This is a genomic window from Halorussus limi (genome assembly GCF_023238205.1).
Lineage (GTDB): Archaea > Halobacteriota > Halobacteria > Halobacteriales > Haladaptataceae > Halorussus > Halorussus limi.
On record NZ_CP096660.1, the window covers coordinates 229,537 to 243,069 of the forward strand.

Annotated in this window: 13 protein-coding genes and 1 pseudogene; 8 read left to right on the plus strand and 6 right to left on the minus strand. The window is 66.3% G+C overall.

The window, feature by feature from the left end; all coding sequences use genetic code 11:
* Window positions 1-11 precede the first annotated feature (11 nt).
* The gene (locus M0R89_RS19355) at window positions 12-458 is read right to left on the minus strand and encodes a universal stress protein (RefSeq protein WP_248652355.1); all 447 of its coding nucleotides are present in this window, start codon (window positions 456-458) and stop codon (window positions 12-14) included.
* 124 nt (window positions 459-582) lie between these two features.
* On the opposite strand from M0R89_RS19355, the gene M0R89_RS19360 reads away from it, so the two are divergent.
* The 3 genes from M0R89_RS19360 (at window position 583) to M0R89_RS19370 (ending at window position 4,953) form a co-directional block, all read left to right on the plus strand.
* The gene (locus tag M0R89_RS19360; RefSeq protein WP_248652356.1) at window positions 583-2,394 is read left to right on the plus strand and encodes an alkaline phosphatase D family protein; all 1,812 of its coding nucleotides are present in this window, start codon (window positions 583-585) and stop codon (window positions 2,392-2,394) included.
* Window positions 2,395-2,584: 190 nt separating this feature from the next.
* On the plus strand, window positions 2,585-4,096 hold the full coding sequence (locus M0R89_RS19365) for a hypothetical protein (RefSeq protein ID WP_248652357.1): 1,512 nt from the start codon (window positions 2,585-2,587) through the stop codon (window positions 4,094-4,096).
* Complete coding sequence (locus M0R89_RS19370; protein WP_248652358.1) at window positions 4,054-4,953, plus strand: hypothetical protein; 900 nt, start codon at window positions 4,054-4,056, stop codon at window positions 4,951-4,953. Before M0R89_RS19365 ends, M0R89_RS19370 begins: the two co-directional genes overlap by 43 nt.
* On the opposite strand, the gene M0R89_RS23575 is transcribed toward M0R89_RS19370, so the two are convergent.
* On the minus strand, window positions 4,950-5,096 hold the full coding sequence (locus M0R89_RS23575; RefSeq protein ID WP_438267689.1) for a DUF7503 family protein: 147 nt from the start codon (window positions 5,094-5,096) through the stop codon (window positions 4,950-4,952). The genes M0R89_RS19370 and M0R89_RS23575 overlap by 4 nt on opposite strands.
* 461 nt (window positions 5,097-5,557) lie before the next feature.
* Here M0R89_RS23575 and M0R89_RS19375 point away from each other — a divergent pair, with 461 nt between their 5' ends.
* Complete coding sequence (locus M0R89_RS19375) at window positions 5,558-6,307, plus strand: DUF7504 family protein (protein ID WP_248652359.1); 750 nt, start codon at window positions 5,558-5,560, stop codon at window positions 6,305-6,307.
* A 65-nt stretch (window positions 6,308-6,372) separates the two neighbouring features.
* Here the strand turns inward: M0R89_RS19375 and M0R89_RS19380 are convergent, their stop codons facing one another.
* A complete protein-coding gene (locus M0R89_RS19380) occupies window positions 6,373-7,305 on the minus strand; it encodes a helix-turn-helix transcriptional regulator (protein WP_248652360.1) in 933 nt (310 codons plus the stop codon).
* A 602-nt stretch (window positions 7,306-7,907) separates the two neighbouring features.
* Between M0R89_RS19380 and M0R89_RS19385 the strand changes: the two genes are divergently transcribed.
* Together M0R89_RS19385 and M0R89_RS19390 are read left to right on the plus strand one after the other, a co-directional pair.
* On the plus strand, window positions 7,908-8,444 hold the full coding sequence (locus M0R89_RS19385) for a type IV pilin domain-containing protein (RefSeq protein ID WP_248652361.1): 537 nt from the start codon (window positions 7,908-7,910) through the stop codon (window positions 8,442-8,444).
* Between the two features lie 114 nt (window positions 8,445-8,558).
* Complete coding sequence (locus tag M0R89_RS19390; RefSeq protein ID WP_248652362.1) at window positions 8,559-8,912, plus strand: hypothetical protein; 354 nt, start codon at window positions 8,559-8,561, stop codon at window positions 8,910-8,912.
* Window positions 8,913-8,990: 78 nt separating this feature from the next.
* On the opposite strand, the gene M0R89_RS19395 is transcribed toward M0R89_RS19390, so the two are convergent.
* Together M0R89_RS19395 and M0R89_RS19400 are read right to left on the minus strand one after the other, a co-directional pair.
* Window positions 8,991-9,275, minus strand: coding sequence for a DUF7521 family protein (locus tag M0R89_RS19395; protein WP_248652363.1), 285 nt, complete (start codon window positions 9,273-9,275; stop codon window positions 8,991-8,993).
* A complete protein-coding gene (locus tag M0R89_RS19400; RefSeq protein ID WP_248652364.1) occupies window positions 9,272-9,649 on the minus strand; it encodes a winged helix-turn-helix domain-containing protein in 378 nt (125 codons plus the stop codon). The genes M0R89_RS19395 and M0R89_RS19400 overlap by 4 nt, the downstream gene beginning before the upstream one ends.
* A 190-nt stretch (window positions 9,650-9,839) precedes the next feature.
* Between M0R89_RS19400 and M0R89_RS19405 the strand changes: the two genes are divergently transcribed.
* Window positions 9,840-10,979, plus strand: a complete 1,140-nt coding sequence (locus M0R89_RS19405; protein ID WP_248652365.1) for a multicopper oxidase domain-containing protein — start codon at window positions 9,840-9,842, stop codon at window positions 10,977-10,979.
* Window positions 10,980-10,986: 7 nt separating this feature from the next.
* Window positions 10,987-11,499 (plus strand): annotated as a pseudogene (locus tag M0R89_RS19410) (halocyanin domain-containing protein); the annotation flags it as partial.
* A 290-nt stretch (window positions 11,500-11,789) separates the two neighbouring features.
* Here M0R89_RS19410 and M0R89_RS19415 read toward each other — a convergent pair.
* On the minus strand, window positions 11,790-13,466 hold the full coding sequence (locus M0R89_RS19415; RefSeq protein ID WP_248652366.1) for a gamma-glutamyltransferase family protein: 1,677 nt from the start codon (window positions 13,464-13,466) through the stop codon (window positions 11,790-11,792).
* Between the last annotated feature and the right edge of the window lie 67 nt (window positions 13,467-13,533).

Below are 13,533 nucleotides of genomic sequence, written 5' to 3' on the forward strand. Positions count from 1 at the left end.
ACCGCCGGAGTCTACTCGGTCACGACGGTGACCGGACCGTCGAAGTTGAGGATTATCGACTGTGTCAGGTCGCCGAACAGCGCCTTCCCGGCGGGCGAGCGCTTCTCGCCCGCGATGAACAGGTGGTCGCAGTCGCGCTGGTCGGCGGTCTGGAGAATCTGGTTCTGCTCGTCGCCGAGTGCGCCGACCGCCTCCCACTCGACGTCGACGCCGTCCAGCACCTCGCGGCCGATGTCGGCGGCGAAGTTCTCGGCGCCGACCCGGGCCTGTTCGGCCGAGTAGCCGACGACGTCGTTCGGAATCGACTCCATCGTCTGTCTGGTCTTCTCGTACTCGTCGTTCGTCGTGACGTGGAGCAGTACCAGTTCGGCGTCCACGGCGGCGGCGAGTTCGCCCGCCTCGCGGACTAGCGCCTTCGTGGACTCCTCGGCGTCGACGACTGCGAGTGCGCGTTCCATATAAGGGCCATGAAGTGACCGATACATAAATAATCCGATTGGGTGGTAATAATTAGCACTCGCCGTTTAGACGGTATCAGTTCCAACCCGCAGGTATATGCACGTCGATGGTGTGGGAGAGTCCGTGTCAGAACAGTCGACGCGCCGCGACGTGTTGAAAGCGGCGAGCGCGGCCACGCTCGGGTCCGCGCTGTCGGCGCTCGCCGCGGCGGACGCCGCGGCCCCGCGACTCGTCCCGGAACCGCTCGGCGGGACCGACAGCTTCGAAATCGAACGCGAGCGGGCGACGTCGGTGTTTCCCCACTCGGTCGCCAGCGGCGGGCCGACCCCGAGCGGCGTCCTGCTCTGGACCCGACTCGACCGGGAGGCGTACTCGGAGGGGACGAAACTCGGCGTCGAAGTCGCCGCGGACGAGGCGTTCGACGACACCGTCTATCGGGGGACGGTTCCGGCCGGGCGGGTCGGCCCGAAGCGCGACTACACCGCGACGGTGGATTTGGACGGCGAGCTGAGCGCGGACAGCCGTTACTTCTACCGGTTCGTCTACGACGGCGCGGCCAGCGAGGTGGGTCGGTGTCGAACGCTCCCGAAACCCGACGCGAGTCCCGACTCGCTCAGTCTCGCCGTCGCGTCGTGCAACCACTACCTGCAGGGCTACTTCGGCGCGTTCGCCCGGGTCGCCGAGGAAGACGTCGACTTCCTCGTCCACCTCGGAGATTTCATCTACGAGGAGGGCGGCGACGGCGTCGGCGACCGGTCGCTCGACCTGCCGACCGGGCACCAGAAGGCCCACGGTCTGGCCGACTTCCGGTACCTCTACCGGCAGTACCGGTCCGACGAGTTCCTCCGGCGCGCGCTCCGCAACCACACCATGATTCACACGTGGGACGACCACGAAATCGTCGGCGACAGGTGGTGGGACTACGACGCGAACGCCCCGGCGACCGAGAAACACCCCCGCGGCGACGACCCGGAGTTCATGCGCCGCCTGTACGTCGACGGGATTCGGGCCTACACCGAGTACGTCCCGGTCCGTGCGCGCTACGAACCCTCCGGCGAGGAACTCGCGCCCGACGCCATCCGGGAGAACTTCGAACTGTACCGGTCGTTCGAGTTCGGCGACCTCGCGGACCTGTTCGTGACCGACGAGCGCCTCTACCGGTCGACGCCGCCGGGGACCGAGGGGAAGACCGTCGCCGTCCCGGTCGAGAACGCCGTCGAGAACCCCGGCCGGACGATGCTCGGGGGCGACCAGCGGTCGTGGTTCCGCTCGGGGATGGCCGACTCGGACGCCCGGTGGAAGCTCTGGGGCAACGAGGTGCTGGCGGCCGCGTTCCGGTTCTTCCAGGACGGCCAGATAACGGTCAACGCCGACGCGTGGGACGGCTACCGGACCGAGCGCGAGCGCATCCTGTCGGGTCTCGCGGACGCTGGCGTCGAGAACGTCGTCGCGCTGACCGGCGACATGCACAGCTATCTCGCCGGCTACCTGCTAACGAGTTACGAACTGACCGCCGGGGGAGGCGGCGGTTCCGGGGACGGGAGCGGCGAGCGGGTCGGCGTCGAGTTCATGGCCCCTGCGGTCAGCAGCGACAACCTCGTGGCGAGCGGACAGTTGCCCGACGAAGGGACCGACGCCCTCGTCGCCGCGCTCCGGGCGGAGAACCCGCACGTCCAGTGGTTCGACAGCAGTCACTGGGGCTACGCGGTCGTGGACGTGACCCGCGAGGAACTCACCTACTCGGCCTACGCCGTGGACCGGAGCACGGACGCGGCCGACGCGTCGAAGGAACTCCTCCGCCGGTATCGAGTGCCCGCGGGGTCGGTCGAGATGAAGCGAGTGGACGGCGAGGGCGGCGGCGGGAGCGATAACGACAGTAACGCAACCGGCGCAAGCGACGAAAACGACAGTAGCGGTGGCAACGAGAGCCAGTAGCGGCGGCAATCGGTCCAGTAGTAATGGCAACGAAAGCAGGTGACGGTGGCGGCGAGCACGGCGAACCGTAGACGCCGATCGAACGATTCCCGGAATCGACGGCAGGAGGCGAGCAAAACGCGCTGCAACGGGACCGAGGATTTTTAGGTGTTCACTGAGACGACACGTACAGTTCAGGAGGCCGTACGCTATGTCCACGCAACCGACCTTCAGTCCGCTGTCCGACGCGACCGGCCTCGACATCGTCGACCCCATCGAGACCCGCCACTTCTCGCTGTTCACCGACTCGCCCGTGACGCCGACCGACGCCGACGCCGACGAGTTCGCGTTCCCGGTCGCGACGGCGTGTCGGATTACCACCGGGCGACTCGGTCTCCCCTACATGGTTCCGATGGAGGTCCGGTCGCCCGACGGCGCCCACCGGGCGTCCATCGACCTGCCGACGACGCGGGAGTTCCCGGACGACGAGTACCTGCTCGAACTCCACTCGCCCATCAAGGTCTACCTCCGGACGACCGGCGGGATGACCATCGACACGGACGACGACGGCGTCGAAATCGAGTTCGAGGGCGAGGTCGCGGTCGAGGTCGGCGCGCGGTCGTACCACAGTTCCCCGGCGGCGACGATTACGGTGCCCGACGACCCGGCGGCCGTGATGGAGGCGGTGTCGGCGTTCCCCTCGGCGCTGAAGACGACCAGTCCCGAGCGCGCGTGGCCGACCCTTCGCGGCCACCCGCCGCGAGTCGAGCGCGGCGACGAGTTGTCGATTCCCGACGGACTGAAGTCGCCCGATACGGGCATCGAAATCGCGGTCCCCGCGGAGTACGGCCACGTCTACACCGTCGCGCCGCTGGCCTACTACCTCGGCGCGGACGTGGTGCCCGGCGAGACGGCGCGCCTGACCGCGGAGTCCGGCGTGGACCGACTGCTCGGCGACGACGCGGCGGCCGTCGGCGAGTCGGTAGAGGAGATTCTCAAGCGGGTCTTTCTGCTGGACTGCGTGACCAGAACCGAGGGCCTCTATCCCGACGAACTCCACGAGCGCGAGGTGCTGGAGTCCCACGTGGACCTCGATTTCGGGGGACTCTACGAGGCGTCGCTAGCCGACCGACTCGCGGCGTACCTCGCGGTGCCAGACGAGGCGTTCGCAGCCATCGAGTCGCCGTGGCACCGGGTCACACACGTCGAGGGCGACCCCGGCCCCGACGCCGCGGAACTCCTGCCGTACGTCGTCAACGACCTCTCGTTAGTTCGAGTGAAGTCCGAACGCGAGGACGCGTGGTCGCCGACGGAAGCCCAGAAGGAGACGAACGAGGCGCTGAACGCCTTCGTCCGGTCGCCGACGACGGCGGCCTCGACAACCGGGGTCACGAAGGTCGGGGAGCGGACGACGTGCCACCGGCGGGTAGCACTCCGGAGGCGAGTGAGGAACGCGAAGACGTCCTCCGGTCGGCCGGCCACGAACGCTCGATTCGGCGGCGTCACTGCGACGGCTTGGGGAACACGGACGCCGAGTGCGACGAAGAACCGGCAGACGGCGAGGAACCGGTGGATGGCGAGAAACCGGACTGCGGCGGGTCGGCGCACGCAGGCGAATCCTATCGCGACGACGACTCCGGCCGCGACGCGGCCCGAGGCGTGCCGGGCGAGGACGGCTACATGCCGCTCCCGGAGACCGACGCGCTCGAACAGGCGTGGATAGGCGACCGGACGCCGGTCGAGGGGACGAAGTTGCTCAAACCGGCCTTCGAACACGAATCGACGACTTCGGAGGACGGTACGGTCGAAATCACGGTGGTCTGCAACGACGAGCGGATGCGCGAGGAGTGGGACTCGGCCGCCGAAATCTACGCCGACCGCGACGACGTCCGGGCCAACGTCACCTGCGAGTTCGACGTCTCGACCGCTCGCCTCCGGGACCTGCTGGCCGAGGACACCGACATGTTCCACTTCGTCGGCCACATCGACGGGCTGGGATTCCAGTGTTCGGACGGGATTCTCGACGCCGACACCGTCGACGGGACCGGCGCGACCACGGTGCTGCTCAACGGCTGTCGGTCCCACGACCAAGGCGTCTCGCTGGTCGAGGCGGGCGCGAACGCGGCGGTCGTCAGCCTCGGCGACCTCTGGAACGAGGGCGCGGTCGAGGTCGGCGAGACGCTGGCGAGACTGATGCACTACGGATTCAGCATCGGCCACGCGATGACCATCGTGCGCGAACACACGTCGCTCGGGAAGGAGTACATGGTCGTCGGCAATCCTAGCGTGACGCTCTGCCAATCCGAAAACGGAATTCCGTGTATGTACCATGTTTCGGATGAGGAAGCGGAAACCGAGACGTTCGAGGTCAAGATATATTCGTATCCGATCTGGGGATTCAGTATCGGGGCAACTATCGTCAGCTATCTTCCGAAATTCGAAAGACAATACATAGCCGTCGGTGAGTGTGGGAAAGAGAGAACAACCATAGACGAATTCAGAGAAGTCCTCGACTCGTATTCCGAACCGCTAATCGTCAATGGGAAACTAACTTGGTCAGATGTCTGGCTTGATATTTAAGGCCCAAACCTAGCTCCTGCAGACCCTGCCGCCACGTTCCCCACCTGCGACAGCAGTAGTATCAGCGTGAAGAGCGCGCCCATTGTCCTCGGATGCTCTGCGAGCCATCCCGTGATATCCTCCGTTTCTGGCATCACAGACATATATCTAATTACGATAACTATCTAATTTTCTAAATATTTCCTATGCTAAAAATCAGATAGAATGTCGGAGGTTATGGCTTACGTGCTAACATCGCTCCCGAACGACTTATTCTTAGGGTCTGAAACCGCCTCTCCGGGATTACGACCGCGTAATAGGAAGTTCCGTCGACGATGCATCCGATAGAACCGGGTCGGCCTCGCGAAAAGGTAGAGATAAATAAATACGTCTCAAGTATTCCTATAGACACCTTTTCCGCCAGTAAATCAACCTTATTTCTCTCCATTGCGTCGGACGCGGTGCAGACCGAAAGATCGCACGACGCGCGACTCACTATCGAACTATCACCGGAACTAGGAACGACAACGTTTCGCGTGGTTGGGGCACGGACCTTTTGTATCCACTCTGTTTCGGGAAGAAAATTTATAAGCCGATAGATGGAACATCTGACACAGCAATAGCTATGACGACGGACCGGTCCACGCCACGGGAAGACGACGACGAGCCGCCCGGCGACGAGTTCGACGCGTTTCTGAACACGCTGAACGAACTGAAATCGACTGGCTGTAACTTGCTGGTGGTCGGGGACGCGCCGCGGGAGGTCTTCACCCGTGCGAGCAGTCAATTGTTAGGCGACTCCGACATACTCCGCTACCGAGTGTTGGCCGTCACCGACGCCACGACCCGGAGCGTCGCCGACCGGCTTCCGGACCCCGAGACCGCCCCGCGACCGCTGGCCGAGACGACGCGCATCTTGAACCACGCCGGCGTACCGCGGTCGGTCACCGACGAGAGCGCCGCGCCGCCGGAACTCGCCGGGATACGCGAGACGTGCGTGGCCGACCCGCAACTTCGGGGTCTCCAGTCGTGCCTCGCGGAGGCGATTCAGGAGGTCGTGGACAGCGCCGAGTCGCTGAACCCGGCGGACCTCCGGGTCGGCGTCGATTCGCTCACGCCGCTAGTCGAGTATCACGGCGCGGACGTGGTCCGGCGGTGTCTCGACATGGTCGGGGGCCACGTCCGCGACAACGACGCGATGGCCCACTACGTCCTCCCCGGCGGTTACCGGAGCGAACGCGTCCAGTCGGTCGTCCCCGCCGCCGACGCGGTCATCGAACTCCGGACGGTGGACCCGGACGAGTACGACCACGACGTACAGCAGCGCTGGCACGTCCCCGACCGGGACCTCGCGACCGGGTGGACTCCGCTGTAGCGGCCGGTCGAATCACCTCACAGAAGACGGTCCGCCGCTTCCTTCTCGCCGGTTCGGTTTCGTCCTCAGTCATCGGCGGGCGCGCCCAACTGCATCGCGTCGGCCGCGAGGCGGTCGAAGACCGCCTCGCCCCACGCGACCGCCGCACGGGCGTCGGTGTGGACGAACCCGACCAGTCTCCCCTCGTCGTAGAGCATCGCCCCGACTCGCTTCGTCGGGTGGTGAGCGTCGCGGGTCTCGGTCGCTCGGCCGTCGTCCTCACGACACTGGTCTCCGTCCGGGGCGCGCGCAGACGCGGAGCGGTCGGGCGTACGCTCGGTAGCGGACGCGGGCACACCCGCGGACCCTTCGTGTTCGGACGCGTCGCTCTCACGCTCGGTAACGACGAGACTGAAGGCTCGGTCGGCGCTCGTCTCCGAGAGCGTGACGCCGTCGCTCCCGGCGATGGCGGCCAGTTGCTCCTCGCGCCGGGAGAGTATCCAGTCCAAGACGCCCTCCGCGCAGACGACGTCGGCGGTCATCCCCCGGTCGACTATCTGTTCGTGGAAGATGTCCACGTACGCCGGGATGACTGCCGTGGCGAACACCCGGGCGTGGTCGGCGTCGTCGAGGACCGCTTCGAACGACTCGACGGGTGCGTGGGGCGAACACTGCGTCGGAAGCGCGACGGTCGCGTCCTCGAAGAGCGCGCCGTCGAGCGCCGCGCCCGTCGGCAGGGGTTTGAGGGCGTCGTGGGCCGCCACGAGTCCGTCGAGACAGGCGACGTACCGGCGGTACGCCTCGAACGCGAGTTCGCCGGTCAGCGTCGTCCGATAGCCGCGGTCGGCGCGCTCGACGAACCCGACGCCTTCGAGTTCTCGGAGGGCGCGGTCGATGGTCGAACGGGACTCCTCGAGTTCGTCGGCCAGTTCGCGCTTCCGGCGGGGGTGACGGAGGCGGGCCAAGAAGTGGCTTCGCGTGCGGAGACACTTCTGGAGGTCGGCGGGACCGGATCGCATGGCCGTACGTTGTAACCGGATTTACAAGAAACTACGCGAAAGCGCCGGTATAAACCGCCGCCGGATTTTTATATTAGTAACTACCGGCTGGGTGAACCGCTCAGGGAGTGAGATAAAGCGGGTGCGTTTCGTCGCTCAGGACGCTGGTGCCGCGAACCAGCCGCTGCGTGCGTCTGACACCGACCATACCATTGTCGTCTCGGGGAGTCCCGCTCCCCGTGAACTTCCCGCCGTTTTCGCGAACCGCACAGCGTCCCCGCTAACGAGTTCGCTCCGAGCGGTCGGTTCAGTTCCTGATGCGGTCACGGGCGAGGAGTGAGATTGCGACGACAGCAAGCGGTCTTTGTTCGACCTTCTGTAACCATGGGCGAGTCCTCGGCCCGGACGAACGCGAGTGAAGCGCCCGCTCTCGGGGTAGAGCGCGATTGACTCGGCACAGTTCGCGCATAACAAATACGGTATCTATCGGGACAGGTAGATAGCGACGCCGGTCCGGACCGCACGAGCACCTCCGTTCGGTCACTCTCCGACGTATCTCGGCCCGCGAGACGGACTCGGACGAGCGGTGGACCGGGGACGGCGCTCGCGAAGGAACACGACTCATGACCGACGACGACCTACCCGGACTCTCGCGACGCAACGCATCCGCTAGCGACGATGACTCCCTCCGCGTACCGGGGAGTCCCGTCGCGGCCCGTGCGCTTTCGGCGCTCAGGGACGACGACCGGGCCGCCTCGCCGACCGTGGGCGCGGTCCTGCTGGTCGGCGTCACGGTGTTGTTGGCGACCGCCGTCGGCGGCTACCTCTTCGGGCTCGCAGGCGGCCAACAGAGTCCCTACGCCACGGCGACCGTCGAGTTCTCGAAGACGGAGAACCGCGTGACGGTGACGTGGATGGCGAACGCGAACGCCGACGAGTTGACGGTCCGGGTGCAGGTCGGCGACGAGCGCCGGACGGTGAGTCTCGACGGGGTGGGCGACCGCGCGGTGGTGGACGAGGGCGGCGTGACGGTGAGTTCGGGGTCGGTCGGCGAGTGGAAGTCGCCGACGATTTCGGACGGCGACCGCGTGACCGTGACCGTCGTCGCGGTGACGGGCGGCGAGCGCGTGGTAATCGCCGACCGGAGCGAGGTCGTGTGAGTCCCGACCGACGCGACGACGTGTGGGTCCGAACTGGCGCGACGGCGTGCCGGACGGCGGGCGAGAGTGCGACGGGAGGTAGGCATTTCATCGAGCGCCCCATACCGACCCCATATGGGAATCGGACGTGCGCACCACGGGGAGCGAGAGACGGTGTTCGACTGGCTCGCCGCGCTGCTGGCGGTCGTCCTCGCGGGCATCCACATCTACCTCGGGGCGGTGGGCGACGAACAGCGGTTCTTCGTCGTGGCCGGGTTCTTCGTGGTCGGCGTCCTGTTCTTCTTCACCGGGTACTGGCGCGCGATGGTCTACCTGCTCGCGGCGGTGTACGTCGCCACGCTCGGAGTCCTCTGGCTTCTCGGCGGCATGCAGTATCGGGAGGTCGGCCTTCTGACGGGGGCGGTCAGCCTCCTGTTCATCGGTCTCGTCGTCTATCTGTTCTACGAGGAGTCGGGGCAGTCCGAGTGAGCGAATCGCGAACGGACCGGGGTACTCGACGCGTAACCGGAACGACCGAATCGTCGACGCTCAGCGAAACCGACCGAGTCACTCGACGTACAGCGAGTACGTGATGACGCCGAATCCGGCTGCGGTCAGCGTGCTCTCGATGATGAGGACGACCTCCCGGTCGATACCGACGACTTGGTCGGCGATGCCCGCCAGAAACGCGCCGAGCGTGACGACGCCGAACCCGAGCGCGAGCGCCCGAAGCGCCGGGGAACCGGTCCGGCGGTAGGCCTTGAACGCGAAGAAGGTGATGAGTCCGCCGAGCAGGAGCGTAATCGTCTTGAGCGCCACTACCAGCGACGTAATTTGGGTGAGTTCGTTCATGTTTCCTTTCGCACCTCCGACCACATGTCCGCGAGGCGCTCCTCGGCGCTCCGGGACGGTCGAGAGACAGCCACGTCGAAGTCGTTGTCCTCGGTCAGCGAGAGGTTCACGTCCTCGAAGTCGAGGTCGTAGCGAGTCGTGTGGTGGCCGTCGCTCCGTACCTCGGTGAGTTCCGAGAGCAGCGACGCCTCGGTCAGCATGTCGAGTTTCCGGTAGACCGTCGAGAGGGGGATGTCCGTCGCGTCCGAGATTTCGCTCGCGGTCATGGGTTCGTCGATCCGTTTGACGATGGCCCGGCAGTCCGGGTCGTCGAGCGCGTCGAGGAGCGTCTGGAGGTCGGGGGAGTCCTCAACACCCACCGGGTCTCGAACCATCTAGTCGAACGTTTCCAAAGGCGATACATAATAGGTTCGACTTCAGCGGCGGTACCGCCGGCGTCGCCGGTGCCGAGACCCTCTGGACACGCGAACTCACGACACACCGAACACGTTCGATTCCCCTCCCACGCGCTGAGAATCACCGTCGGCGCTCTTTAAGTAGCCCCTCTAAGCTGGAACTGTAACAATGACCGACATCGGCGCACCCGGCGACGGCCCGTCCCGACGAGACTTCCTGAAAGCGACCGGTGCGGGCGGTCTGGCCGCCGCGGCCGGTTGCACAGCACCGAGCAGTCGAGACCCACAGACGACCCGACAGCAGGCCATGAACTCCCAGAGCTCACTCCCCACCACGAGTCCCCCCGAAGTAGTGAACGTCGACGAGCAGGGCGGTAAAGTCACGCTCAAGTCCGCGCCCGCGAAGCATCAGGTCCACCCGCTGGACACGATGGGCGGGCCGGTCGAACTGCCGCAGGTCTGGGCGTTCCAGGCCGACGACCGCGACCCGAGCGTCCCCGGTCCCATCCTCCGGACCACCGAGGGCGAGGACATGGAGGTCACGCTCGACAACACCGACGGCAAGCGCCCGCACACGCTCCACTTCCACGGCGTCCAGAAGACGTGGGAGAACGACGGCGTGCCCACGACCACGGGCATCACGGTCAAACCGGGCGAGAAGCACACCTACCAGATTCCCGCGAACGTGCCCGGGACCCACCTCTATCACTGCCACTTCCAGACGCCCCGCCACATCGAGATGGGCATGTTCGGCATCCTCCGGGTGGACCCGAAGGGGTACGAACCAGCCGACAGGGAGTACTTCATGACGGTCAAGGAGTGGGACTCGTCGCTCTCGCGCATGATGGCCGGCGAGAGCGCGAGTTACAACCCCCGCAAGCGCAATCCCGACGTGTTCACCATCAACGGGAAGTCCGCGCCCCGGACGCTCCACCCCGAGGACGGGTCGCCAATCATCGTCAAGAAGGGCGAGACGGTCCGCCTCCACTTGGTCAACGGCGGATACATGTCCCACCCCATGCACATCCACAACCACCGGTTCCAGAAGGTCGAGAAGGACGGCGGCACGATTCCGAAGGCCGCCCGCTACGACCAGGACGTGACCAACATCGCGCCCGCCGAACGCCACACCATCGAGTTCACGGCCGACGCCGACCCCGGCATCTATCTGATGCACTGCCACAAGGTCAACCACGTCATGAACGGCCGGACCTACCCCGGCGGGATGCTCAACGGCGTCGTCTACGAGGACGCGATGGACACCGACATCTTCAAGCAACTCATGGAGTACGCCGGATACCAGGGGTGAGACGACGATGCGAAGCGACACGACGACGGAAGACGGTGCGGCGACACACGGTCCGACGCGGCGCGACGTGATGAAAGCCGGCGCGACGGCGACGGCCGCCGCGGCCGGGCTCGCTGGGGCCGCGACCGCTGCGTCCGGCCTCGAATCGTGGTTCGAGAACACCAGCAACTACGACGGCGTGGTCGACGAGACCGGCAGTTCCGAGGTGACGATAGAAGTCGGCGCAAAAGGCAACAACGGCAACTTCGCGTTCGGCCCTGCCGCCGTCCGAGTGGACCCGGACACGACGGTAGTCTGGCAGTGGACCGGGAAGGGCGGCAGTCACAACGTGGTGGCCGAAGACGGGTCGTTCGAGAGTGAGACCTCCGGCGAGCGGGGCCACACCTTCGAGCAGACCTTCGACGAAGCGGGCGTCACGAAGTACGCCTGCACGCCCCACAAGGCGATGGGCATGAAGGGCGCCGTCGTCGTCGGCGACGCCAGCGTCGGCGGGTCGGGGCACGGCGCCATCTCACTGTCGACCGACGAGTACGCCCTCGGCGGGAGCATCTTGCTCGGCCTGCTCTCGCCCGTCGCGTTCGCGGCGGTCCTGTTCGGGCGCGACCCCGACGGACGCCGCCGCGGGCGGTGATTCGAGTCCTCGCGGACGGTCGGTTTGGGTTCGGTATTCGGTCCGCCCTGTTATAGAAGTGTTTTAGACACTTTTACAATTGCCGGAGGCTTGTATAGCAATCTATCATCAGTGTCCAGTTATCTCCGAGATGAAAGCGGTTCGCATCCGCGGAACGACGGTGGAAGTCGAAGTCCGTCTCAGTAACCCGTCGCGGTCCCGTCCTTCCGGGGTTCGGTCGCGCCCGAGAGAACCGGGTCGCCCGCGTCGAGACCCTCCAGTCGAGTGATCTGAGCGCCGCCGAACATCACCGGCGGGAGGACGCGCACGTCGTGGCCCTTCCGGGCGAGTTTCGACTGAGTAGCGCCGTCGAGTCGTCCCTCGACCGCCAACTCGCCGGACTCGCGGTAGCGCCAGCGGGGGTGGTCGAGCGCGGCCTGCAGGGGCAGTCCGTAGTCCACGATGTTGGAGATGACCTGCACGTGACCCTGCGGTTGCATGTAGCCGCCCATCACGCCGAACGCCGCCCAGTCGTCCGCCCCGAACTTCGCGAGGCCCGGAATCAGCGTGTGGAACGGTCGCTTGCCGGGTTCGAGGCTGTTGGGGTGGTCGGGGTCGAGCGAGAACGACGCCCCGCGGTTCTGGAGCGCGATTCCGGTGTCGCCCGCGACGAGGCCCGACCCGAACCCGGCGAACCGGGAGTTGATGAACGAGACCAGATTCCCCTCGCCGTCGGCGACGGTCAGCAGGACGGTGTCGGCGTCCTCGGCGTGGGCGTCGGGCACGCCGAACGTCACGTCGTTGTCGGCCGTCTCGCTGATTCCCTCGGCGCGCTCGGCGGCCCACTCCTCCGAGGCGAGCGGCGGAATCTCCTCGTACTCGGGGTCGGTGATGTAGCGGTGGCCGTCGTGGAACGCCCGCTTCGTCGCTTCCGCGAAGTAGTGAATGCGCTCGGGCGAGTCGAGCGGGTAGTCGCCCGCTCCGACCTCCTCGGCGACGTTCAGGGCTTCGAGCGCCACGAGGCCCTGATTGTTCGGCGGGAGTTCGTAGATTTCCGCGCCGTTGTAGGTGGTCGAGACCGGGTCCACGAACTCCGGTTCGAAGTCGGCGAGGTCCTCGACGGTCATGAACCCGCCGTGGGACTGTACTTCGCAGGCTATCTCCTCGGCGATTTCGCCCTCGTAGACCACGTCGGCCCCTCGTTCGGCAATCTTCCGCATCGACTCGCCGAGTCGGGGCAGGGTCATGCGCTCGCCGACCTCCGGCGCGCGGCCGTCCTTCAGGTACGCCTCGCGGGCGTGGTCGTCGGTGAACAGGTCCTCCGCGCCGGTCCAGTGGCTGGCGATTATCTCCGAGACCGGGTAGCCCTCCGTCGCGTACTCGATGGCCGGATCGAGCGCGTCGGCCAGCGAGAGATTCCCGAACTCCCGCACCGTCGCCTCCCACCCGCGGGCGGTGCCGGGCACCGTGACCGCGTGGGGTCCGAGGAACGGCATCCCGGCGTCCTCGTCGGCGTCGGTCGCGTATCCCCGCGATTCGGGGTAGTACTCGTCGGCGTCCGCGTCGGCCTCCAGCGCCGCGCGGACGTTCTCGATGGTCGCCTCGGCGGGCGCACCGCCGCAGGAGCGCATCGCTCCCACGTCGCCGTCGGCGGTCCGGTAGAGCGCGAACGCGTCGCCGCCGAGACCGGTACTCGTCGGTTCCACGACGTTGAGCGCGGCAGCGGTCGCCACCGCGGCGTCGAAGGCGTTGCCGCCCTCGCGGAGTATCTGGACGCCCGCCTCGGCGGCGAGCGGTTGGCTGGTGGCGACGAGACCGTTGGGAGCGTGGACGGTCGAGCGTCGAGACGCGAAGCGGTCGGGGTCCGGGTCGGTCATGGGTGGGGATTGCGTAGCAGGGGTCAAAAACGACGGGGAAGGGGCAGAGTGCGAATCGAGGGAACCC

What these genes read in the sequence shown, in the direction of transcription:
- M0R89_RS19355 (WP_248652355.1), bottom strand. Translation starts at nt 458, where the DNA reads ATGGAACGCGCACTCGCAGTCGTCGACGCCGAGGAGTCCACGAAGGCG.
- M0R89_RS19365 (WP_248652357.1), top strand. Translation starts at nt 2,585, where the DNA reads ATGTCCACGCAACCGACCTTCAGTCCGCTGTCCGACGCGACCGGCCTC.
- M0R89_RS19370 (WP_248652358.1), top strand. Translation starts at nt 4,054, where the DNA reads ATGCCGCTCCCGGAGACCGACGCGCTCGAACAGGCGTGGATAGGCGAC.
- M0R89_RS23575 (WP_438267689.1), bottom strand. Translation starts at nt 5,096, where the DNA reads ATGTCTGTGATGCCAGAAACGGAGGATATCACGGGATGGCTCGCAGAG.
- M0R89_RS19375 (WP_248652359.1), top strand. Translation starts at nt 5,558, where the DNA reads ATGACGACGGACCGGTCCACGCCACGGGAAGACGACGACGAGCCGCCC.
- M0R89_RS19380 (WP_248652360.1), bottom strand. Translation starts at nt 7,305, where the DNA reads ATGCGATCCGGTCCCGCCGACCTCCAGAAGTGTCTCCGCACGCGAAGC.
- M0R89_RS19385 (WP_248652361.1), top strand. Translation starts at nt 7,908, where the DNA reads ATGACCGACGACGACCTACCCGGACTCTCGCGACGCAACGCATCCGCT.
- M0R89_RS19390 (WP_248652362.1), top strand. Translation starts at nt 8,559, where the DNA reads ATGGGAATCGGACGTGCGCACCACGGGGAGCGAGAGACGGTGTTCGAC.
- M0R89_RS19395 (WP_248652363.1), bottom strand. Translation starts at nt 9,275, where the DNA reads ATGAACGAACTCACCCAAATTACGTCGCTGGTAGTGGCGCTCAAGACG.
- M0R89_RS19400 (WP_248652364.1), bottom strand. Translation starts at nt 9,649, where the DNA reads ATGGTTCGAGACCCGGTGGGTGTTGAGGACTCCCCCGACCTCCAGACG.
- M0R89_RS19405 (WP_248652365.1), top strand. Translation starts at nt 9,840, where the DNA reads ATGACCGACATCGGCGCACCCGGCGACGGCCCGTCCCGACGAGACTTC.
- M0R89_RS19415 (WP_248652366.1), bottom strand. Translation starts at nt 13,466, where the DNA reads ATGACCGACCCGGACCCCGACCGCTTCGCGTCTCGACGCTCGACCGTC.